Annotated in this window: 16 protein-coding genes; 8 read left to right on the forward strand and 8 right to left on the reverse strand. The window is 60.5% G+C overall.

Going from position 1 to position 23,539, the window contains the following annotated elements; translation table 11 throughout:
* Positions 1-27: 27 nt before the first annotated feature.
* A complete protein-coding gene (gene metH, locus CYD26_RS06220) occupies positions 28-3,735 on the reverse strand; it encodes a methionine synthase (protein ID WP_099774496.1) in 3,708 nt (1,235 codons plus the stop codon).
* A 156-nt stretch (positions 3,736-3,891) separates the two neighbouring features.
* Here metH and CYD26_RS06225 point away from each other — a divergent pair, with 156 nt between their 5' ends.
* The gene (locus CYD26_RS06225) at positions 3,892-6,192 is read left to right on the forward strand and encodes a fatty acid cis/trans isomerase (RefSeq protein WP_065757853.1); all 2,301 of its coding nucleotides are present in this window, start codon (positions 3,892-3,894) and stop codon (positions 6,190-6,192) included.
* A gap of 152 nt (positions 6,193-6,344) precedes the next feature.
* Positions 6,345-6,929 (forward strand): Fe-S biogenesis protein NfuA, encoded by a 585-nt coding sequence (gene nfuA, locus CYD26_RS06230; RefSeq protein ID WP_065757854.1) that lies wholly within the window; start codon positions 6,345-6,347, stop codon positions 6,927-6,929.
* Between the two features lie 179 nt (positions 6,930-7,108).
* Here nfuA and CYD26_RS06235 read toward each other — a convergent pair whose 3' ends face one another.
* The 7 genes from CYD26_RS06235 to CYD26_RS06265 form a co-directional block, all read right to left on the reverse strand.
* Positions 7,109-7,918, reverse strand: a complete 810-nt coding sequence (locus CYD26_RS06235; RefSeq protein WP_065757855.1) for a gamma-glutamyl-gamma-aminobutyrate hydrolase family protein — start codon at positions 7,916-7,918, stop codon at positions 7,109-7,111.
* 331 nt (positions 7,919-8,249) lie between these two features.
* Positions 8,250-9,038, reverse strand: a complete 789-nt coding sequence (locus CYD26_RS06240) for an amino acid ABC transporter ATP-binding protein (RefSeq protein WP_065757856.1) — start codon at positions 9,036-9,038, stop codon at positions 8,250-8,252.
* Between the two features lie 19 nt (positions 9,039-9,057).
* On the reverse strand, positions 9,058-10,299 hold the full coding sequence (locus CYD26_RS06245) for an FAD-binding oxidoreductase (RefSeq protein ID WP_102052121.1): 1,242 nt from the start codon (positions 10,297-10,299) through the stop codon (positions 9,058-9,060).
* Positions 10,300-10,326: 27 nt separating this feature from the next.
* Complete coding sequence (locus CYD26_RS06250; protein ID WP_065757858.1) at positions 10,327-11,037, reverse strand: ABC transporter permease; 711 nt, start codon at positions 11,035-11,037, stop codon at positions 10,327-10,329.
* Positions 11,034-11,753: an ABC transporter permease gene (locus tag CYD26_RS06255; RefSeq protein ID WP_102052122.1), complete on the reverse strand. Its 720-nt coding sequence runs from the start codon at positions 11,751-11,753 to the stop codon at positions 11,034-11,036. The genes CYD26_RS06250 and CYD26_RS06255 overlap by 4 nt, the downstream gene beginning before the upstream one ends.
* A 115-nt stretch (positions 11,754-11,868) precedes the next feature.
* Positions 11,869-12,627, reverse strand: coding sequence for a transporter substrate-binding domain-containing protein (locus CYD26_RS06260; protein WP_065757860.1), 759 nt, complete (start codon positions 12,625-12,627; stop codon positions 11,869-11,871).
* Positions 12,628-12,658: 31 nt separating this feature from the next.
* Entirely contained in the window at positions 12,659-13,528 is an 870-nt protein-coding gene (locus tag CYD26_RS06265) for a MurR/RpiR family transcriptional regulator (protein ID WP_065757861.1), read from the reverse strand.
* 147 nt (positions 13,529-13,675) lie between these two features.
* On the opposite strand from CYD26_RS06265, the gene CYD26_RS06270 reads away from it, so the two are divergent.
* The 6 genes from CYD26_RS06270 to CYD26_RS06295 all read left to right on the forward strand — a co-directional run bounded on the left by CYD26_RS06270 (position 13,676) and on the right by CYD26_RS06295 (position 23,536).
* Entirely contained in the window at positions 13,676-14,707 is a 1,032-nt protein-coding gene (locus tag CYD26_RS06270; protein ID WP_102052123.1) for an Ldh family oxidoreductase, read from the forward strand.
* A gap of 136 nt (positions 14,708-14,843) precedes the next feature.
* Positions 14,844-16,046 (forward strand): amino acid aminotransferase, encoded by a 1,203-nt coding sequence (locus CYD26_RS06275; RefSeq protein WP_099774502.1) that lies wholly within the window; start codon positions 14,844-14,846, stop codon positions 16,044-16,046.
* A gap of 284 nt (positions 16,047-16,330) precedes the next feature.
* The gene (locus CYD26_RS06280) at positions 16,331-17,608 is read left to right on the forward strand and encodes a serine/threonine transporter (RefSeq protein ID WP_102052124.1); all 1,278 of its coding nucleotides are present in this window, start codon (positions 16,331-16,333) and stop codon (positions 17,606-17,608) included.
* 826 nt (positions 17,609-18,434) lie between these two features.
* Positions 18,435-18,935, forward strand: coding sequence for a thiol peroxidase (gene tpx / locus CYD26_RS06285; RefSeq protein ID WP_102052125.1), 501 nt, complete (start codon positions 18,435-18,437; stop codon positions 18,933-18,935).
* Positions 18,936-19,151: 216 nt separating this feature from the next.
* Entirely contained in the window at positions 19,152-20,444 is a 1,293-nt protein-coding gene (locus CYD26_RS06290) for an MdtA/MuxA family multidrug efflux RND transporter periplasmic adaptor subunit (RefSeq protein ID WP_102052126.1), read from the forward strand.
* Positions 20,441-23,536, forward strand: coding sequence for an MdtB/MuxB family multidrug efflux RND transporter permease subunit (locus tag CYD26_RS06295; RefSeq protein ID WP_065757867.1), 3,096 nt, complete (start codon positions 20,441-20,443; stop codon positions 23,534-23,536). Before CYD26_RS06290 ends, CYD26_RS06295 begins: the two co-directional genes overlap by 4 nt.
* The last annotated feature ends 3 nt before the right edge of the window (positions 23,537-23,539 follow it).

The raw sequence follows: 23,539 nt of genomic DNA on the forward strand, positions 1-23,539 counted from the left end.
GCAACCGCCCATACCGATGACCGATGCTTAAGCGTCGTACCCCAGGTTGGGTGCCAGCCAGCGCTCGCTGACGCTCAGGTCCTGGCCTTTGCGCGCCGTATAGCTCTGCACCTGATCCTTGTCGACCTTGCCCACGGCGAAATACTGTGCCTGTGGGTGGGCGAAGTACCAGCCGCTGACCGCTGCTGCCGGGAACATTGCATAGTGCTCGGTCAGGGTGACGCCGCTCTGGCCTTGCTCGCCGATTTCGGTACCGTCGAGCAGTTGGAACAGGGTGCCTTTTTCAGTGTGGTCCGGGCAGGCGGGGTAGCCAGGGGCCGGACGGATGCCCAGGTACTGTTCCTTGATCAGCGCTTCGTTACTCAGTTCCTCGTCTTTGGCATAGCCCCAGTACTGCTTGCGCACCTGTTCGTGCAGCCATTCGGCGCAGGCTTCGGCCAGGCGGTCGGCGAGTGCCTTGACCATGATCGAGCTGTAGTCGTCGCCTTTGTCCTGATAGGCCTTGGCGACTTCTTCGGCACCAATGCCGGCGGTGGTGATGAAACCACCGACATAGTCGGTCACGCCGCTGTCTTTCGGTGCCACGAAGTCGGCTAGGGAGAAGTTGGGCTTGCCGTCGGTCTTGATGGTCTGCTGGCGCAGATGGTGCAGCAGGGCCAGTGGCTGGCCATCCTGTCCATAGACTTCGATGTCGTCGTGGTTGACCTGGTTGGCCGGCCAGAAGCCGAACACTGCCCGGGCGCTGATCAGTTTTTCATCGATCAGCTTGCGCAGCATCTGTTGGGCGTCTTCGTACAGCGCCGTGGCCGCTTCGCCGACGACTTCGTCGGTGAGGATGCGCGGGAACTTGCCCGCCAGGTCCCAGGAGATGAAGAACGGCGTCCAGTCGATGTACTCGGCCAGTACGTTCAGGTCGATGTTTTCCAGTACCTTGGCGCCGGTGAAAGTCGGCACGACCGGCTGATAGCCAGCCCAGTCGAACGATGCCTTGGCCGCGATGGCCTGAGCGTAGCTCAAGCGCTCGGTGCGGGCGCTGCGGTTGGCGGTACGTTCACGTACTTCGACGTACTCCTGGCGGGTCCGCTCGACGAAGCCGGCTTTCAGCTCCTTGGACAGCAACTGCGTGGCGACGCCGACGGCACGCGAGGCGTCAGTGACGTATACGACAGCGTCGTTGCTGTACTTGGGCTCGATCTTGACCGCGGTGTGCGCCTTGGAGGTGGTCGCGCCGCCGATCATCAGCGGCAGGTGGAAGTCCTGACGCTGCATCTCGCGGGCGACATGCACCATTTCGTCCAGTGACGGCGTGATCAGCCCGGACAGGCCGATGATGTCGCACTTCTGCTCGCGGGCCACTTGCAGGATTTTTTCGGCCGGCACCATCACGCCGAGGTCGACGATGTCGTAGCCATTACAGCCCAGCACCACGCCGACGATGTTCTTGCCGATGTCATGCACGTCGCCTTTTACCGTGGCCATGAGGATCTTGCCCTTGGCTTCCGGCTTGTCGCCTTTCTCGGCTTCGATGAACGGAATCAGGTGGGCCACCGCCTGCTTCATCACCCGTGCCGACTTGACCACTTGCGGCAGGAACATCTTGCCGGCGCCAAACAGGTCACCCACCACGTTCATGCCGCTCATCAGCGGGCCTTCGATGACCTCGATCGGACGTGCGCACTGTTGGCGGCATTCCTCGGTGTCCTCGACGATAAACGCAGTGATGCCTTTGACCAGGGCGTGCTCCAGGCGCTTGCCGACGGGCAGTGAACGCCATTCCTCGCTTTCGACTTCCTTGGTGGCGCCGCCACCCTTGTAGTCATCGGCGATGGCCAGCAGGGCGTCGGTGCCTTCGGGGGTACGGTTGAGTACCACGTCCTCGACCCGTTCGCGCAGGGCAGGGGGGATCTCATCGTAGATCTCCAACTGACCGGCGTTGACGATACCCATGGTCAGGCCGTTCTGGATCGCATGGTAGAGAAACACCGAGTGGATCGCTTCACGGACCGGGTTGTTGCCCCGGAAAGAGAACGACACGTTGGACACACCGCCCGAGGACAGTGCATGGGGCAGGTGGTCGCGGATGTAGGCGCAGGCTTCGATGAAGTCCACGGCGTAGTTGTTGTGTTCCTCGATGCCGGTGGCCACGGCGAAGATGTTCGGGTCGAAAATGATGTCTTCCGGCGGGAAGCCCACTTCATTGACCAGAATGTCGTAGCTGCGTTGGCAGATTTCACGTTTGCGCGCGGCGGTATCGGCCTGGCCGACTTCGTCGAAGGCCATCACCACCACGGCAGCGCCATAGCGCTTGCACAACTTGGCGTGATGCTTGAAAGCGTCGACGCCTTCCTTCATCGAGATCGAGTTGACGATGCCCTTGCCCTGAATGCACTTCAGGCCCGCTTCGATCACCTCCCACTTGGAGGAGTCGATCATGATCGGTACGCGGGAGATGTCTGGCTCGCCGGCAATCAGGTTGAGGAACTTGACCATGGCCGCCTGGGAGTCGAGCATCCCTTCGTCCATGTTGATGTCGATGACCTGGGCGCCGGCTTCGACCTGCTGCAGGGCGACTTCCAGGGCTTCGGTGTAGTTTTCTTCGCGGATCAGCCGGGCGAACTTGGCGGAACCGGTGATGTTGGTGCGCTCACCGACGTTGACGAACAGCGAGTTGCGGTCGATGGTGAACGGTTCCAGGCCCGACAGTCGGCAGGCCTTGGGGATGTCTGGAATAGCCCGTGGTGGGTACTTGGCCACTGCTTCGGCAATCGCCTGGATGTGCGCAGGCGTGGTCCCACAGCAGCCGCCGATAATGTTCAGGAAGCCGCTGGCGGCGAACTCTTCAACGACGGCGGCCATTTCCGCCGGGGTTTCGTCGTACTCGCCGAACGCGTTCGGCAGGCCGGCGTTAGGGTGTGCAGAAACCTGGGTGTCGGCCTTGCTCGACAGTTCTTCCAGGTACGGGCGCAGGTCCTTGGCACCCAGGGCGCAGTTCAGGCCCACCGAAATCGGTTTGGCATGGCGTACCGAATTCCAGAACGCTTCGGTCGTCTGCCCGGACAGGGTGCGGCCCGAGGCATCGGTAATGGTGCCGGAAATCATGATCGGCAATTCGACATTGTCTTCCTCGAACACCTGCTGCACGGCGAAGATTGCCGCTTTGGCGTTGAGAGTGTCGAAGATGGTTTCGATCAGGATCAGGTCGGCCCCGCCTTCGATCAGGCCACGGGTGGCCTCGATGTAGTTGGTCACCAGTTCGTCGAACGTGACGTTGCGGTAGCCGGGATCGTTGACGTCCGGGGAGATCGAGCAGGTGCGGCTGGTCGGGCCGAGCACGCCGGCTACGAAGCGTGGGCGATCCGGGGTTTCCAGTGTCTTGGCGTCGGCCACCTGGCGGGCAATGCGGGCGCCCTCGACGTTCAGTTCATACACCAGCGCTTCCATGCCGTAGTCGGCCTGGGAGATCTGCGTGGCGTTGAAGGTGTTCGTCTCCAGAATGTCGGCACCGGCATCCAGGTACGCTTTCTCGATTGCGGCGATGACGTCGGGGCGCGATAGCAGCAACAGGTCATTGTTGCCCTTGACGTCGCTGGGCCAGTCGGCGAAGCGCGTGCCACGATAGTCGTGTTCCTCCAGACGGTAGCTTTGGATCATAGTACCCATGCCGCCATCGAGGATCAGGATGCGCTCTTTGAGTGCTTTCTGAAGTGCTTGGAAACGAGCGCTGCGGTCAGACATAGGACTACCTGGTCGGGCAAAGACAAAAGTTGCGGAATAATAACAAAGCTGCGCGGTTTTTAGACGTGTCACTAATTTGCATGAATTTCATTCATGTTGGCACGGTGCTGCCACCGGTAGAATCGTGAGGCTTTTAATTTCCAGGACAATTGGCACATGGTGCATCGTTTACTTGCCGGCGCCGTCGCGCTGCTGATCAGTGGCATGGCGTTGGGGCAAGCGCCTCAATCCAGCCCGGCTATTTCCTATACCCGGGACATTCAACCCATCTTCACTGAGAAATGCGTTGCCTGCCATGCCTGCAACGATGCCGCCTGCCAGCTCAAGCTGGAAAGTGCTGAAGGCGCCGAGCGCGGCGCTTCGAAGGTGCCGGTCTACGAGGGCAACCGCACGACTGCAGTGCCCCCGACCCGATTGTTCTACGACGCCCACAGTGTCGATGCCTGGCGGCGCAAGGGCTTCTACTCGGTGCTGGATAACCAGGGCAGCCAGGCCGCGCTGATGGCGCGGATGCTGGAGCTGGGGCATTCAACCCCGCTGAAGCCAAACGCCAAGCTGCCTGAAGACATCGTGCTGGGCTTGAACCGGGAAAATGTCTGCCCGCTGCCCGGCGAGTTCGACGCCTATGCCAAGGCGCATCCCCGTGAGGGCATGCCGTTGGCGGTCACCGGCCTGACCGATGCCCAGTACCAGACCCTGCAGCGTTGGTTGGCGGCGGGCGCGCCAGTTGAGCACAACCCGATCCAGCCCAGCGCCAAGGAGGCGGCACAGATCCAGGAATGGGAAGCGCTGCTCAACAGCCCGGGTTCGACCGAAGCGCTGGTAGGCCGTTGGCTGTATGAACACCTGTTTCTGGCACACATTTACTTTGTTGGCGGGGAGCCGGGGCACTTCTTCCAATGGGTACGTTCCCGTACACCCAGTGGCCAACCCATTGACCTGATTGCCACGCGTCGGCCCAACGATCCGCCTGGCACCGACTTCTACTACCGGTTGATGCCCGTACAGGGCGTCATCGTACACAAGACCCACATCACCTACCCGATGGGGCCGCAGAAGCTCAAGCGTGTCAAACAGCTGTTCTACAGCGGCGACTGGCACGCGGCTGCACTGCCGGGCTATGGTCCACGCCACCGCGCCAACCCGTTCGAGACGTTTGAGGCAATCCCGGCGATAGCGCGCTATCAGTTCATGCTGGATAACGCCGAGTATTTCGTCCGCACCTTCATTCGCGGCCCGGTGTGCCGTGGGCAGATCGCCACGGATGTGATTCGTGACCACTTCTGGGCGCTGTTCCAGGAGCCGGCCCATGATCGCTACCTGACGGATGCCAAGTATCGCGCTGAAGCCACGCCATTGCTGGCAATGCCTGGGCAGATCGACGATGTTGGCAGCATCTTGACCCTCTGGCACACCTACCGTGACAAGCGCAACGAGTATGAAAGCCTGCGACGGGAAGCCTATGCCGACATGCCGGCGCCTAGTTGGTCAAGCCTATGGGCGGGTAATGACAACGCCTTGCTGACCATCTTCCGGCATTTTGACAGCGCCTCGGTCAACAAGGGCCTCATTGGTGACGTGCCGCTGACCTTGTGGCTGTTCGATTATCCGCTGTTCGAGCGTACCTACTATCAGCTGGCGGTGAACTTCGATGTGTTCGGCAACGTGTCGCACCAGGCCCAGACCCGGCTGTACTTCGATCTGATCCGCAATGGCGCCGAGGTAAACTTCCTGCGCCTGATGCCGGCCAACAAGCGTGGTGCCATCCTCAGCGATTGGTACCAGAACGGCGGCAAGGTGAAAATGTGGATGGACTACGAGGAGATCGATACCAGCACCCCGAGCGCCCTGAAGCTGGACAAGCGTGACCCGAAACGTGACTTTGGCCTCAAGCTGATCGAGCGGACCGGTAGCCTCAACGCAGCTCCTGACCCGATCAATCGCTGCCATGGCGCCTACTGCTCACGGCCACAGATGACTGAAGAGTTCCGCGATGTCGAACAGTCTCTGAGCCGCTTGGCTTCGCGTCCTGCAGCAGGGCTGAAAGTGATCAACCAGTTGCCGGAAGCGACCATGCTGCGTATAGAAGGCGAGGGCGGCAAGCGGCAGGTCTACTCCATGCTGCGCAACCACGCCCACAGCAACGTTGCCTTCATGCTGGGTGAGGAGTCGCGGTACCAATTGGGGTTGGATACCTTGACCCTCTACCCCGGCGTGATGAGCAGCTACCCGAACTTCATGTTCAATATTCCGGCCCGGGATGTACCGGAGTTTGTCGAGGACATGGAAGCGGCCCGTGACGACACCGCCAAATTCGAGCGTATTGTCATGCGTTGGGGCGTACGCCGCAGTCATCCGCAGTTCTGGCAGTATTTCCATGACCTGAGCACCTACATCAAGGAAACCGAGCCGGTGGAAGCGGGTGTACTGGATATGAACCGCTACGAAAACCTCTAGGGCGATTCTCCCTTCATCAGGCCGCTTCCGGCGTTTGGGCTTTCTGCTCAGGACGCCCGAAGCGGCTGTTGTTTCCCGACAAAAATACTGGGACTTTGTTCGCGCGTCAGGTTGGCGTAAACTGCCGCCAAGTCTGTGAGGAAACCACTTCAATGAGTGCCATAACGATTACCGATGCTGCGCATGATTACCTGGCTGACCTGCTGTCCAAGCAGAACACCCCAGGCATCGGCATACGCATTTTCATCACCCAGCCGGGCACCCAGTACGCCGAGACCTGCATCGCCTACTGCAAGCCGGGCGAAGAGAAGGCCGAAGATACCGCCCTGGGCCTGAAGAGCTTCACCGCCTGGATCGATGCGGTCAGCGAGCCTTTCCTTGAGGATGCCTTGGTCGACTACGCGACTGACCGCATGGGTGGTCAACTGACCATCAAGGCGCCGAACGCCAAGGTTCCGATGGTCAATGCCGACAGCCCTATCAACGAGCGTATCAACTATTACCTGCAAACCGAGATCAACCCGGGGCTGGCCAGCCATGGCGGTCAGGTCAGTTTGATTGAGGTGGTTGATGACGGCATTGCCGTACTGCAGTTCGGCGGTGGTTGCCAGGGCTGCGGCCAGGCTGACGTGACCTTGAAAGAAGGCATCGAACGTACCCTGCTTGAGCGTATTCCCGAGCTCAAGGGCGTACGTGACGTCACCGACCACTCTCAGAAAGAGAACGCCTACTACTAGGGTGTTTGCGACAGATTGACAAAGGCCTGGCGCTGCCAGCGCCTTTGCGCGTTAGCGCAGTCGATCAGTCGGAAAAGAAGGGTAGGCGTGTCATTCGCAACAAATGATGGTCGCCCCTGTATCGCCAGCAAGGTTGGCTCTCAGTGTGAGTTGGCCTTGCTGGCGATGCATCGCAGCACTCAGGCTGCGATTTCAGGCTTTTTTAGTGCAAGACGCACGCGTTGGCGGCAGGCATCGCCGAAGGCCTGGAACATCTTGACCGAGTCCGGGTTTTTCGCAGCTTGCCACTCCGGGTGCCACTGCACGGCGAAGAGGAACGGCGACAGGCTGGGTGCATGGACGGCTTCGACCAGGCCGTCTTCGGCGTGGGCGATAGGCTCAAGGCCTTTGCCGAGGGTTTTCAAGCCCTGGCCATGCAGCGAGTTGACGCGAATTTCATCGGTCTGCAACAGTTCACGCAACCAGCTGTTCGGTGCAAGGCGTACGCCGTGTACAGCCTGGTACTGGATGTCCACTGGGTCTTCCGGGTTTTCCCGATGGTCGTTGAAGCCTGGTTCGGCGTAGACCTTCTGATAGATATCGCCACCCAGCGCGACGTTGATTTCCTGCATGCCGCGGCAGATACCGAAGATTGGCAGGCCACGCGCAATTGCGGCATGCACCAACGGGATGTCGAACAGGTCGCGAGCCTTGTCCTGGGCTTTGCCTGGGGTGTGGTTTTCCTGGCCGTAAAGGCTTGGGTCGATGTTGCTGCCCGCACCGGTCAGGTAAACACCGTCGGCCATGTTCAGGTATTGCTCAAGGTCGTCGGCACCGCAGCAGGTCGGTACCAGAACCGGTACGCAACCTGCCAGTTCGACCAGTGGAACGATGTACTTGTGGGTCATGACCTGGTAGTCGTGGCCCTTGCGCTCCTGGGCACCCATGGTCATCAGGACGACGGGCTTGCGGAGGGTCTGATTCTTATTGCCAATGTTGCTGTTGGGCATATGTCACCTTTGGACAGGCGCAGCCTGTCATTGTTGTGCAGGCGCATCGATACAGCCTGATGCTACCTGAGGTTTCGAGCACTGCCGGAAGGCACGCAATGGCCTGTTTCCAGTCGAAACCTGTTACATAGCTTGCCAGCGCCGTTAAATATGTCAAACAGCTTTGTGTAAAATTATTGCTTAGTAAGCTACTAATTTTGCCGTTAAGCTTGCTAAGTGCTTGAAATATAGAGGTAATTTTTGATTTTTGTAGTTCATTATATTTAACGTTTTTGGCGCGCGCTGCGGGAGTATGGGCCTTGGCGAGACAGGATCGCGCAAGGCCCTTGGCTCAGTGCAGGATCTGCGCAAGGAAGCCTTTGGCCCGTGCGCTTTGAGGGTTGTTGAAAAACGCCTCAGGCGGGCTGTCCTCGATGATCTGGCCACCATCCAGGAACAGTACGCGCTCTGCCACCTGGCGGGCGAACCCCATCTCGTGGGTAACGCACAGCATGGTCATGCCGGTGTCGGCCAGCCTTACTAGCACGTCCAGTACTTCGGCGACCATTTCCGGGTCGAGTGCCGAGGTGGGCTCGTCGAACAACATGATTTTCGGTTTCATGCACAGTGCCCGTGCAATCGCCACCCGCTGTTGTTGCCCGCCAGAGAGCTGGCTGGGGTACTTGCCTGCCTGGCTTTCGATGCCGACCTTGTTCAAGTAGAAACGTGCGCGCTCCTCGGCTTCCTGGCGTGACAGGCCACGCACGCTCATGGGCGCCAGGGTGCAGTTGTCGAGCACGCTCATGTGCGGGAACAGGTTGAAATGCTGGAACACCATGCCGATCTCGCTGCGTACTTGAGCGGCTTGGCGGGTGTTTTCGGCAAGGTCGGTGTCATTGACCCGAATCGTGCCCTTTTCAGCGATCTCCAGGCGATTAATGCAGCGGATCAGTGTCGACTTGCCCGAGCCTGAAGGCCCGCAGAGGACGATGCGCTCGCCTTCGCGTACCTGCAGGTCGATATCGCGCAGTACATGGTAGGCGCCGTAGTACTTGTTCAGGCCTTCAATCTTCACCACGACGTTGCGTGGGTCGGGCTGGGCGATGGGTTGGGCAGAGGCAAGGCTCAGGGGGCTAGGCATTGTTATTGTTCTCCCGAAGTCAGTTGAAGCGCTGTGCACTGTAGGGCGCAGGGTCGGTGAAAGGCTTGGCACCGGTGATCATTTCCGCCAGCAAGCGGCCGCTGACCGGGCCCAGGGTCAGGCCGTGGTGAGCATGCCCGAAGTTGAACCACAGGCCTTTGTGACGCGGTGCCGGGCCAATGACCGGGCGCATGTCCGGCAGGCATGGACGGCGCCCCAGCCAGGGCTCGGCTTCGATGCGCTCGCCGAGAGGGAAGAGCTTGCGTGCGATGGCCTCGCAGCGTTCCAGCTGGATTTGATTGGCCGGCGCGTCGCTGGCGGCAAATTCGATGCCGGTGGTCAGGCGGATGCCCTTGACCATGGGGGCCAGTACGAAGCCAGCCTGTACGTCGCAGATCGAGTGCGTCAGCTCGGCACCAGCGCGGGGGCGATAATGGGCGTGGTAACCCCGCTTGATCTCCAGCGGAATGCTGTAGCCCAGCGGCTTGAACAGATCGGCGGCTTGCGGGCCAAGGGCGATGACGACCTCAGCTGCGGTGATCGGCCCCTGGCGGCTGTCGACCTGCCAATCGCCGGCCACCTGGCGCAGGGTGCGGGCGTCGCCATGAATGAACTGGCCACCGCGTTTGACGAACAGTGCGGCATAGCCGCGCGTCAGGCCACCTGGGTCGCTGACTGTTTTGGGGTCTAGCCAGTGGATGCCGCCAACGACGTTTTCGCTGAGATCGACTTCGCGGGCGTGCAGTTGTTGGCGGTCGAGGATCTCATAGCGCAGGCCGTAGGGCTTGAGCGCGTGGGCCTCATCCTGTGCAGTGGCAAAGGCCTCGGCATTGCGGTACACCTCGATCCAGCCCTTGGCCTTGATCAGGTCGCCGAGTTCGGCAGCTTCGATCAGAGCGTCGTGCTCCTCTACGCAGCGTTCCACCAGTGGCAGCATGGCGCGGGTGGCTACGGCGACACCGGCAGGCGAGGAGTTCTGCCAGTACTTGAGCAGCCAGGGGCCAGCCTTGGGCAGGTAGCGCAGGCTGTAGCGCACATCGGGTTGGCGATTCAGGCTGTAGCGCAGCAGGCGGGAAAGCTCGCGGGGGAAGGCGTAGGGGATCACGCTGGAGCGCTCGATCAGCCCGGCGTTGCCGTGGCTGGTGCCGCTGCCGGGCTCGGCGCGGTCGATCAGAATCACCTTGCGCCCACGGGCTTGCAGGTGCAGGGCGGTGCTGACGCCGACGATACCGGCGCCCAGAACGATGGTTTGGCATTGCATGGAACGGTCCTCGAAAGGCTGCACGGTTTAGCGCAGGTGACGGCCCAGACGGCCTTCGATGTGTTTGAGGCTGCGTCGCACGATCTCGACGATCAGCAGGTAGAGCACTGCAGCCCAGAGGTAGATCTGGAAGTCGAAACTGCGCGAGAAGGCCAGTTTGGTGATACCCATCAGGTCATAGATGGTCACCAGCGAAGCAATGGCGCTGGCCTTGATCATCAGGATCAATTCGTTGCCCAGTGGGCCAACGGCGACAATCAGTGACTGGGGCAGGATGACCTTGAAGAAGGTGGTCGAGCGCTTCAGGCTCAGCGCCTTGGCGGCTTCATACTGCCCGGGAGCGACCGCCATCAGGCTGCCGCGGAAGATCTCGGCCTGGTAGGCGGCGGTGTTCAGGGTGAACGCCAGCAGGGTGCAGTACCACGCCTCGCGGAAAAACCACCAGAGCCCGACGTCCTGCCAGAAGCCCTTGAAGGAACTCAGGCCGTAATACAGCATGAACAGTTGGGCCAGCAGTGGCGAACCGCGGAAAAAGTAGATATAGCCGGCACTCAGGCGCTGCACGACCAGGTTGTTCGACAGCCGCGCCAGGGCCAGCAGCAGGCCGAGGATTGCGCCGAGGGTGAACGAGATTGCCACCAGTTTGGCTGTCACCAGCAGGCCATCGACAAAGCGCGGGCCGTAGCGCTCCAGCAGCTCGGGATCGAGGAACAGCCTTAGCAGATCATCGAAAGTCATGGGCGTGCGCTCCGCAGGTGGCGACTGAAATACCGCTCGATAACGCTAAAGGCGCGTCCTGACAGGGCCGAAAACAGCAGGTAGCCAAAACAGGCGACGGCATAGAAAAACATGGGCTCCTTGGTAACGCTGACCGCCAGGTTGGTCTGGCGCATCAGGTCCACCAGGGAGATGGTCGAAACCAGCGTCGTGTCCTTGAGCAGTGACAGCCAGTTGTTCGACAGGCCGGGCAAGGCAATACGTACCAGTTGCGGAAACACCACTTTGCGAAAGGTTGTGGTCTTGCTCAGGCCCAGCGCCGCCGATGCTTCGTATTGGCCCTTGGGCACGGTCTTGAACGCTGCCAGCCAGATCTCACTGGAAAAGGCGGCGAAGACGAAGCTGAAGGCGATCATCGCGGCCAGGAAGGTGTTGATCAGCACTTCACCTTCATAACCCATGGCGGCGAGGATTTTCTGTGCTGCTATCTGGCAGCCGTAATAGATGATCAGCAGGGTCAGCAGCTCTGGCAGGCCACGGAACACGGTGGAGAAGACGGTAGCTGCAGCCTTCGGGAAGCGCTTTGGCGAGCGGGCGGCGAGGGCGACACCCAGCCCCAGGGGCAAGCCAATGGGCAGGCAGGCCAGGGCCAGGCTGATGGTGACTACGGCGCCGGCCAGCAATGCCTGGCCCCAGCCGCCGCTGGCAAACGACAGCAGTGACAGTTGTTCGATCATGCTCGAACCCTCTTTTTTGACCGTGCAGGAGCCGGTATGGCATCGGCGCGTTGTCACCGCGATCTAGGCCTGGCGCCTATCGCCGGCAAGGCCGGCTCCTGCAGGGATGTGGGGCTTATTGGTAGATATCGAAGTCGAAGTAGCGGCTGGAGATCTTCTGGTAGGTGCCGTCGGCGACGATCTCGTCCAGCGCCTTGTTCAGGCGTTCGCGCAGGGCGTCGTCGTCCTTGCGAACGGCGATCGAGGCATCGGCGGTGGTGCCTTTGACATCGCCAATGAACTTGCAGCAGTCCTTGCCGGACTTGTTCAGCCACTCGATCAGCGGAAACTTGTCGGCAATCACGCCATCCAGGCGGCCTGCGGCGAGGTCGGCGTTGGCTTCATCAAGGGTAGGGTAGAGCTTGACCTCGGCGCCGGCCTTGCCATAGACGTCTTCGGCATAGATGGCCTGGGTCGAGGACGATTGCGCGCCCACGGTGTAGCCCTTGAAGTCGGTCTGTGCGTCGGTGATCTTGCTGTCCTTGGCCACGGCGACCGAAAGGGGGGTCTTGTAGTAGTGGTTGGTGAAGGCGATCTTCTTGCGGCGCTCTTCGGTGTTGATCATCGACGCGACCACAGCATCGTATTTCTTGGCCATCAGTGCCGGAATGATCCCTTCCCAGTCCTGGGCGACCAGGGTGCATTGCACCTGCATGCGTTCGCACAGGGCGTTGGCGATATCGACGTCGAAGCCGTGCAGCTTGTTATCCGAGTCGACGTAGTTGAAAGGGGGGTAAGCGCCTTCGGTGGCGATTTTCAAGGTTTCTGCCTGGGCTGCGCCGATTCCGGCGAGCATCAGTACGCAAGCGCTTGCAAGGTGGACGACTCGTTTCATCATGTACCTCGATTGGTATTTTGCACTCTGGCTATTGTTTGTTCGTTGACGTGTAGCCAACGAATTCGTTGTGTAGAGCGGCAGTGGCTTCCAAGCGTTTTTCAACATCCGGTCCGAGTTTCTTGCAGACCTCGTTGACCATCAGGTGTACCCACGACAGCATCGTCGCGGTGGACTCCCAGAACAGATTGAAATCGGTGGGTATACGAAAGACTTCGTCGGCGTGGGCATCGGCCCAGTCGCAGAAGGTGTCGGTAACCAGTGTTACCGGGATGCCCGCTTCCTGCGCCTTGCGACACAGGTTCAGGGCATGGCGTGAGTAGCGGCGCGCCTCGAACACCACCAGGGCACAGTCGTCCGGCTGGCTGAGCAGCACGTCGCCAAAGTGCCCGGCGCTGCCATCGACGGCGTGCACGCCATCACGCAGGTATTGCAGCAGGTGCACCATGCACAGGGCGATGCCGCGCTCGGTCTGAAAGCCGGCGACGAATATCTTCCGTCGTTCAGAGAGGCGTTGGGCGACGCTGTGCCAAAGCGCGGTGTGGCTGTATTCATGCACCCGCACCAAGGCTGCGACTTCCAGTTCAAAGCTGCGAGAGGCACCTTCTTCAGACTCGCGCCGTTGTTGGCGGAATTCTTGCAGGCGATCACCAACCAGCCAGGGGCCATCGCCCAGGTCATTCTTGAGGTCGTGTTTGAGCGCCTTGAAGTGTTCATAGCCCAGTGCGCGGCAGAAACGGCCGACACTGGACTCGCTGATGCCAAGTTTGTCGGCGATGCTGGCAGCGGTCTGGAAAGGCAGTTCATGCAGGTTGCCCAGCATGTAAGTGGCGATCTTGCGCCCAGACGCCGAGGCGTTCTGCAGGCTGCTTTCCAGGCGTTGTTTGATCGGTTGGCTCACGGACGACTCTCACGGCGGTTGCGCTTGACGAAGAAAATGAATGTTTTCTGTCATCAAGTCAACATTTGACAGATAGCTGTCACTGCGCGAGAGTTTCCAGCCTGCTCATCGCTGTAGCCCAGTCCAATTCCAACAAGGGAGCTTCAGATGTCCGCACGTCCTGATACTGCAGTCGCGCACCTTGCCTTTGCCGAACTGCAGGCTTTGCTGCATCGGATATTCGTTCGTCACGGTACCAGTGAGGCCGTTGCCGACGCGCTGGCGTACAACTGCGCCAGCGCTCAGCGTGACGGCGCCCACAGCCACGGTGTTTTTCGTATTCCTGGGTATGTATCGACCTTGGCCAGTGGCTGGGTAGACGGCAAGGCGCAGCCAGGCGTCGAAGATGTCGCCTCTGGCTATGTCCGGGTTGATGCCAGGGGTGGTTTTGCTCAGCCTGCACTGGCCGCAGCCCGTGGGTTGCTGGTGGAAAAGGCGCGCAGTGCCGGTGTGGCGGTGCTGGCCATTCACAATTCGCACCACTTTGCGGCCCTCTGGCCAGACGTAGAGCCGTTCGCCGAAGAGGGGTTGGTTGCCCTGAGCGTGGTCAACAGCATGACCTGCGTGGTCCCTCATGGTGCGCAGCGGCCGTTGTTTGGTACCAATCCGATCGCCTTCGCTGCACCTTGCGCGGGCAGCGACCCCATTGTCTTTGATATGGCCACCAGCGCCATGGCTCACGGCGACGTGCAGATTGCTGCACGCAAGGGAGAGCAATTGCCGGAGGGTATGGGGGTGGACAGCCACGGCCAGCCGACCTGTGATCCCAAGGCGATTCTGGAGGGTGGGGCGCTGCTGCCTTTTGGTGGGCACAAGGGTTCGGCGTTGTCGATGATGGTCGAGTTGCTGGCAGCAGCGTTGACGGGCGGTCACTTCTCGTTCGAGTTCGACTGGTCGCAGCACCCCGGTGCGAAGACACCCTGGACCGGGCAATTGATCATTGTCATCGACCCTGCCAAATCAGTGGGTAATCGCTTTGCCGAGCGCAGCCGCGAGTTGGTGAGCCAGATGCATGAGGTGGGCTTGAAACGTATGCCGGGTGAGCGGCGTTATCGCGAGCGCGAGTTGTCGGCGCAGCAGGGCGTGACCCTGACGGTGCAGGAGCTGGAGCAGTTGCGAGCCCTTGCGGGAGAGCAATGAGCCGATGACGGCGATGCGGGGCCGTGCAGTGCTGCACTGACGAGTTGCACGCGAAGACATGTTCCTTGGCGTTCAGTACAGGTATCCTCGCGACAGCTGTTAGTCCGAACTGTCCTGACCCAAGGAGCTGCACGCTGTGTTCAAACATGTTGATGCCTATGCCGGCGACCCGATTCTCTCGCTGATGGAGACCTTCAAGGCCGACCCTCGTGCCGACAAGGTCAACCTGAGTATCGGTCTGTATTACGATGCTGCCGGTGTGGTACCGCAACTGGGCGCTGTGGCCGAGGCGGAAAAACGCCTGGCCGGCCAGCCTCACCAGGCGTCGCTGTATCTGCCGATGGAAGGACTGGGCAGCTATCGCCAGGCTATCCAGACCCTGCTGTTCGGCGCCGGTCATCCTGCGGTAGAGGGTGGACGTGTGGCTACCGTGCAGACCGTTGGCGGTTCGGGGGCATTGAAAGTAGGGGCTGACTTCCTCAAGCGTTACTTCCCGGAGTCGCAGGTCTGGGTCAGTGATCCGACCTGGGACAACCACCGCGCAATCTTTGAAGGTGCAGGTTTCAAGGTCAACACCTACCCGTACTTTGATCAGCAGAGCCGCGGGCTGAATTTTGATGGCATGCTCGCGACGTTGCAGACCCTGCCGGCCAACAGCATTGTGCTGTTGCACCCATGCTGCCATAACCCTACCGGTGTCGACCTGAGCCAGGCGCAGTGGCAGCAGGTGATCGAAGTGGTCAAGGCGCGCAGCCTGATCCCGTTCCTTGACATTGCCTATCAGGGCTTTGGCGAAGGCCTGGTAGACGATGCCTACGCCATCCGTGAAGTTGCCCGTGCAGGCGTACCCTGCCTGGTCAGCAATTCGTTCTCAAAGATCTTCTCGCTGTATGGTGAGCGCGTAGGCGGCTTGTCGGTAGTCTGTGACGATCTGGACAGTGCACAAAGTGTATTGGGCCAGCTCAAGGCCACCGTGCGTCGCAACTATTCCAGCCCACCGAACTTCGGTGCCCAACTGGTCGCAGCCGTGCTCGGCGACGCGGGCCTGAATGCCCAGTGGGAAGCCGAAGTGGAACAGATGCGCCTGCGTATTCTTGAAATGCGCCAGGGGCTGGTCGATGCCTTGGCCGCGCTGTTGCCGGGTCAGGACTTCCAGTTCTTCCTGCGTCAGCGTGGCATGTTCAGCTACACCGGCTTCAGCGTTGAGCAGGTTCGTCGTCTGCGTGACGAATTTGGTGTGTACCTGATCGATAGCGGTCGGGTCTGCATGGCGGGCCTGCGCCCGGACAACCTGCAGCAGGTGGCGAAGGCGTTTGCTGCAGTGCAGCGTCAGGCGTAACGCCGCGCCTGTGCTGGCACTTCACTAATACCCTCGCAGGCAAGCCTTGCTCCCAGCGCTCACCGAGCCGTGTGGGGGCTGGCCTGCCTGCGATGAGGTAGTACCTGTTTGACGTTGTTTTCCTGGGTGATGTTGCACCAGGTGCAACCGTTCCTCTGGTAGCACTTTGCAAGTGCAACCAATCAGCGCAAAATCGCGCCCCCTTACTATAGGTTGGGAGCGATGAGGCGTCTGTTTCGCAGCTCCTGGCCCTGTTGTAGTCTTGCGAGTGGAGTTGCACCCGGATGAACGAGCAGGCCCCAAGCGTTGATCAGCGCTTTGAATCGACCCCCGTTGCCCTTGGCAACTGGGCCCGTCATGACACCACCTGGATGCTGGGCCTGTTCGGCACGGCTATCGGCGCAGGCACCTTGTTTCTGCCGATCAACGCGGGTCTCGGCGGTTTTTGGCCGCTGTTGGTCCTGGCGCTGTTGGCATTTCCGATGACCTTCTTTGCTCACCGTGGGCTGACCCGTTTCGTGTTGTCAGGTCGCGATGGCGCGGATATCACCGAGGTTGTAGAGGAGCACTTCGGGCTCAAGGCCGGTGCCTTGATCACACTGTTGTACTTCTTTGCGATCTTCCCGATCTTGCTGATCTACAGCGTGGCCTTGACCAATACCGTCAGCAGCTTCATGGAGCACCAGTTGCACCTTACGCCGCCGCCGCGTGCGGTGCTGTCCCTTGTGCTGATCCTCGGTTTGTTGGCCGTAGTACGGTGTGGTGAACAGGCCACCGTCAAAGCCATGAGCCTGTTGGTGTACCCGTTTATCGTCGCCCTGGCGTTTCTGGCGGTGTTCCTCATTCCCCATTGGAACGGCGGCATCCTGACGACGGCCAGCGAAGTTCCGTCGGCCTCTGCGTTTCTGCATACCCTGTGGCTGGCGATTCCGGTGATGGTGTTTTCGTTCAACCACTCACCGATCATCTCGGCCTTCGCCGTCGACCAGAAACGCCGTTACGGTGTGAACGCTGAGCAGCGCAGCGGGCAGATCCTGGCCCGTGCCCACTTGTTGATGGTGGTGATGGTGCTGTTCTTCGTGTTCAGTTGCGTATTGACCCTGACGCCAGCCCAACTGGCCGAAGCCAAGGCGCAGAACCTGTCGATCCTGTCGTACCTGGCCAACCATTTCAGTAACCCGACCATTGCGTTTGCCGCGCCGCTGATTGCCTTCGTGGCCATTTCCAAGTCATTCCTGGGTCACTACATCGGTGCCAGCGAAGGCCTTAAGGGCATGATCGTCAAAAGCGGCTGGCGCCCGGGTGCCAAGGCGCTGGACCGGGTTACCGCAGCGTTCATGCTGGTGGTGTGCTGGATCGTTGCCACGCGCAATCCAAGCATCCTCAGCATGATCGAAACCCTTGGCGGGCCGGTCATCGCAGCCATTCTGTTCCTGATGCCGATGTACGCCATCCGTCGTGTACCTGCCATGCGTCAGTACAGCGGTGCGCTGTCCAACGTGTTCGTGGTCGCGGTGGGCCTGGTGGCCATTTCGGCGCTGGTGTATTCGCTGTTGGGCTGATGCCTTGTGCTGAGGGCCAGGAAGGCCCTTCAGCGCGGCCCCGCGGGGTATCAGGTCCGACATCGTGAATGGATATGCCTGCTTTCATCAGGTTTGGTGGGCGTGTTTGTGGTGGGTGGCACTCGCCTTCGCGAACATATCCATTCCCTGCAGTGGCACCACCGACAGGTTTCGCCTTTTACGGCGACCCACTTTTGAACGGCACAAAAGTGGGCAAAACGCCCTGTCCCGACATCCGGCCCTACGCTGCGCTTCGGGTTCCTTCCTTACGCCATCGCTCCCGTGTGGGCGCGCCGACGGGCCATCCATGGCCCATCAGCACTTGCGAGGCATCCCTGCCTCGCACCCCACTACGCGACGGCTCCACTCAGCCTCCTGAAGGGACACCCTGCAGCGCCTGCTACTGCGCGCACTGACAAAAAAGCCAATGCAGGAAATCCACTCTATCCACTAAGGCGTCTGCCTTTCCGGCAGTGCTTTTTTCATACGCTGAACCCGCAGCGCAGCGCAGCGGAGGGCCGGATGTTGGGACGAGGGTTTTGGTCACATTTGCCCGACAAGAGTGACCCGCCGTAAAGGCGGAACGGGGTATCAGGCCCGACATCGCGAATGGATATGCCTGCTTTCATCAGGAGGGTGCGTGTTTGAGGGCGCTTGACCACTCCCGCTAATTGGGCGAACAGTATGCCGAGGGCCGGGTTTAATCTTGCAGATTGTCTACAAGAATTGTCTGAAAACTCAACAATTTTTGTCTGCCCATAGGTGAAGGGGCACTTTCGTGGTTAACTCTGGTCCTTTACTCAACTCCCGCATAAGGACTCCGTTCATGGCTCAAGTGACTCTTAAAGGCAATCCGGTTCAGGTCAACGGTGAACTGCCGCAGGTTGGTGCCCAGGCACCTGCGTTCAGCCTGGTCGGCGCTGGCCTGGCTGATGTGTCGCTGAAAGACTTCGCCGGCAAGCGCAAAGTGTTGAACATTTTCCCGAGTGTCGATACCCCGACCTGCGCCACGTCCGTGCGCACCTTTAATGCCAAGGCCAACGATCTCGCCAACACCGTTGTGCTGTGCATCTCGGCTGACCTGCCGTTTGCCCAGGCCCGTTTCTGCGGTGCCGAAGGCCTGGAAAACGTCAAGAACCTCTCGACCCTGCGCGGCCGTGAGTTCATCGAAAACTACGGTGTGGCCATTGCTGACGGCCCACTGGTTGGCCTGACGGCACGTGCCGTAGTGGTTCTGGACGAGAACGACAAGGTGCTGCACAGCGAGTTGGTCAAGGAAATCGCCGAAGAGCCAAACTACGACGCCGCCCTGGCTGCGTTGAAGTAACGTTGAAGTAATCCGACGCCATCGCCGGTAATACCGGCGATCAAGGCGTCTGGATTTGCAAGCGTTTGTAACGGCCTGGCCTTCGTCCAGGCCGTTTTTATTTATAGTTCAGCATCTTGCCTCTGTCAGCGCTAAGTAAATTGCCGGTAAAGGCGCTTTGCTTAACGGTCTCATCTGCTTATCGTTCAGCCTTCTCAAAAGATATCCCTGCGCACAATGGTCGATCACCCAATGCATGCTCCTGCTTCCCGTTCCCCTCGTCCCTGGCTCGTTGGCCTGCTGATCCTGTTGCTGGTCGTCGGCCTGTGTTGGTGGCTGTGGCCTTCGACACCGGTAAAAGACACCAGTATGGCGCCAGGAAAGGGCGGTCGACCGGGCTTCGGGGCCTTTGGTGGGCCGGTGCCGGTGCGTGTGGCGCCTGCTACCGTGGCGGACTTTCCGGTGTACCTAAAGGCATTGGGCACGGTTACGGCCACCAACACGGTGAACGTGCGCAGCCGCGTGGCCGGTGAGTTGGTAAAGGTCAACTTCCAGGAGGGGCAGAAGGTGAAAGCCGGTGATCTGCTGGCTGAGATCGATCCGCGCAGCTACCAGATCGCCTTGCAACAGGCAGAAGGCACCCTGGCGCAGAACCTGGCACAACTGAAAAATGCCCAGATCGACCTGGAGCGTTACAAGGGCCTTTATGCTGAAGACAGCATCGCCAAGCAGACCCTCGATACCCAGGCGGCCTTGGTTGAGCAGTATCAGGGCACCATCAAGACCAATCAGGCGGCCGTTGGCGATGCCAGGCTGAACCTGGAGTTCAGCAAGATCCGTGCGCCGATCGGTGGTCGTCTTGGCCTGCGCCAGCTTGATGTCGGCAACCTGGTGGCGGCCAACGACACCACGGCGCTGGTGGTCATCACTCAAACCCAGCCGATCACCGTCGCCTTTACCTTGCCCGAGGCCGAACTGTCGACGGTGCTTGCGCGTTATCGCAGTGGCGCCAAGCTGGCGGTGGAGGCCTGGGATCGGGGGGATCTCAAGCAGCAGGCCGTCGGGGTGCTGAGCAGCCTGGACAACCAGATCGACACCACGACCGGTACCCTGAAGTTCAAGGCACGCTTCGAGAACCAGGACGAAGTGTTGTTCCCCAACCAGTTCGTCAATGTGCGCTTGCTGGCCGATACGCTGAAAGACGTGGTGTTGGCCCCGTCGGCAGCGATTCAGTTCGGTACCGAGGGCTCCTTCGTGTATGTGATGGACGGCGACAAGAAGGTGCGCATCCGCAAACTCAAGGTCGGTGCCAGCGATGGTGAGCACACTGTGGTGATCGAGGGCCTGGCCAAGGGCGAGCGGGTGGTGCTGGAAGGCACCGACCGTTTGCGTGATGGCAGTGATGTGGATGTGGTCAATGACAGTTCCGAGGTGCCAGCGACCCCCGGCCAGCACTTGCAGGGGCAGGAGCAGCAGGATGCCTCGGCGCGCCCGGGTGCTCAGGGTGCCAAGGGTAAGGCGGGCGCATGAACCTCTCGCGGCTGTTCATCCTGCGCCCGGTGGCGACCACACTGAGCATGCTGGCTATCGTGCTGGCGGGCCTTATCGCCTACAGGTTGCTGCCGGTGGCGGCTTTGCCGCAGGTCGATTACCCGACCATTCGGGTCATGACGCTTTATCCCGGTGCCAGCCCTCAGGTGATGACCAGCGCTGTCACCGCGCCGCTTGAGCGCCAGTTCGGGCAAATGCCCGGGCTGACCCAGATGGCTTCCACCAGCTCGGGCGGTGCTTCGGTGCTGACCCTGCGGTTCAGCCTGGACATGAACATGGATGTCGCCGAACAACAGGTGCAGGCGGCGATCAACGCTGCCAGCAACCTGCTGCCCAGCGACCTGCCGGCGCCACCGGTGTACAACAAGGTCAACCCGGCCGATACCCCTGTGCTGACCCTGGCCATCACCTCGAAAACCATGCTGTTGCCCAAGCTCAATGACCTGGTCGATACCCGGGTCGCGCAGAAGATCGCGCAGATCAGCGGGGTAGGGATGGTCAGCATCGCCGGCGGCCAGCGCCAGGCGGTACGCATCAAGGTCAACCCCGATGCCCTGGCGGCGGCCGGGCTTAACCTGGCCGATGTGCGTACATTGATCGGTGCGTCCAACGTCAACCAGCCCAAGGGCAACTTTGACGGCCCGACCCGGGTGTCGATGCTCGACGCCAACGACCAGCTGCGTTCGCCCGAGGAATACGCCAATCTGATCCTGGCCTACAACAACGGCGCGCCGCTGCGGCTCAAGGACGTTGCCGAGATCGTCGACGGTGCCGAGAACGAGCGTCTGGCGGCCTGGGCCAACCAGAACCAGGCAGTGCTGCTCAATATTCAGCGCCAGCCGGGGGCCAACGTCATTGAGGTGGTCGACCGGATCAAGACCCTGCTGCCGTCGATTACCGACAACCTGCCAGCCGGCCTTGATGTCGTGATACTCACTGACCGTACCCAGACCATTCGGGCCTCGGTCAAGGACGTACAGTATGAGCTGTTGATCGCCATCGCCCTGGTGGTCATGGTCACCTTTGTCTTCCTGCGTCGCTTGAGCGCCACCTTGATTCCCTCCATCACCGTGCCGCTGTCATTGATCGGCACCTTCGCGGTGATGTACCTGGCGGGCTTCTCGATCAACAACCTGACGCTGATGGCACTGACCATTGCCACCGGCTTTGTGGTGGACGATGCCATCGTCATGCTGGAGAACATCTCCCGGCATATCGAAGAAGGTGAAACGCCGCTGCAGGCTGCGCTCAAGGGCGCCCGGCAGATCGGCTTTACCCTGGTGTCGCTGACCTTCTCCCTGATTGCGGTATTGATCCCACTGCTGTTCATGGCCGACGTGGTGGGCAGGCTGTTCCGTGAGTTCGCCATTACCCTGGCCGTGGCCATCCTGATTTCCCTGGTGGTTTCGCTGACACTGACGCCGATGATGTGCGCGCGGCTGCTCAAGCGTGAACCCAAGGCAGAGGAGCAGAGCCGCTTCTACCGTGCTAGCGGCGCCTGGATCGACTGGATGATTGGTCATTATGGCCAGGGTTTGCAGTGGGTGCTGCGTCACCAGCCGCTGACCCTGTTGGTGGCGGTGGCAACCCTGGGCCTGACCGTCGTGTTGTACCTGATGGTGCCGAAGGGGTTCTTCCCGGTGCAGGACACCGGGGTTATCCAGGGGATTTCCGAGGCGCCGCAGTCGGTATCGTTCGCCGCCATGAGTGAGCGTCAGCAAGCCTTGTCGGCGATCATCCTCAAGGACCCGGCGGTGCAGAGCCTTTCGTCGTATATCGGGGTTGATGGCGACAACGCAACGCTGAACAGTGGCCGCTTGTTGATCAACCTCAAGCCGCACAATGAACGTGACCTGACTGCGGCCCAGGTGATCCAGCGTCTGCAGCCAGAGGTCGACAAGCTGGTCGGTATGCGCCTGTTCATGCAGCCGGTGCAGGACTTGAGCATCGAAGACCGGGTCAGCCGCACGCAGTACCAGTTCAGCCTGTCATCGCCGGACGCCGAGTTGCTGGCGCAGTGGAGCGGCAAGCTGGTCGATGCCTTGCGCCTGCGGCCGGAACTCACTGATGTTGCCAGCGACCTGCAGGACAAGGGCTTGCAGGTGTACCTGATCATCGATCGCGATGCGACCGGACGCCTGGGTATCAGCGTTGCCGACATCACCAACGCGCTCTATGACGCCTTCGGGCAGCGCCAGATCTCCACCATCTACACCCAGGCTACCCAGTACCGTGTGGTCTTGCAGGCTGCTGACGCTGCCACCCTTGGCCCACAGGCGCTGGAGCAGGTCTACGTCAAGAGCGCCGATGGTGGGCAGGTCCGCTTGTCGAGCCTGGCACGTATCGAGCAGCGTCAGGCGCAGTTGGCAATTGCCCATATCGGCCAGTTCCCGGCAGTGATGATGTCGTTCAACCTGGCGCCCGGTGTTGCGCTGGGCGAGGCGGTCAAGGCGATTGAGCAGGTGCAGCAGAACATTGGCATGCCGCTCGGGGTGCAGACACGCTTCCAGGGTGCAGCCGAAGCGTTCCAGGCCTCGCTGTCGAGTACCTTGTTGTTGATCCTGGCTGCCGTGGTAACCATGTACATCGTGTTGGGGGTGCTCTACGAGAGCTACATCCACCCGGTGACGATCCTCTCGACCTTGCCGTCTGCTGCGGTCGGGGCCTTGCTGGCCTTGCTGCTCAGTGGCCATGACCTGGGGATGATTGCAATCATCGGCATCATCCTGCTGATCGGTATCGTCAAGAAGAACGCGATCATGATGATCGACTTCGCCCTGGAGGCTGAACGTACCCGCGGTGTTGATCCACAAACGGCGATCTATGAAGCGGCGTTATTGCGTTTCCGGCCCATTTTGATGACCACCCTCGCGGCGCTGTTCGGCGCTGTGCCGTTGATGCTGGCTACGGGCTCCGGCGCAGAGCTGCGTCAGCCACTGGGCCTGGTGATGGTGGGAGGCCTGTTGGTCAGCCAGGTGCTGACGCTGTTCACTACGCCGGTGATCTACTTGTATTTCGATCGGCTGGCGCGGCGTTTCAGTGGTCGCAGTGCCGCGGGAGTGCCGGTATGACGT

The sequence above is a fragment of the Pseudomonas sp. FFUP_PS_473 genome, from assembly GCF_002858665.1.
Taxonomy (GTDB): domain Bacteria; phylum Pseudomonadota; class Gammaproteobacteria; order Pseudomonadales; family Pseudomonadaceae; genus Aquipseudomonas; species Aquipseudomonas defluvii.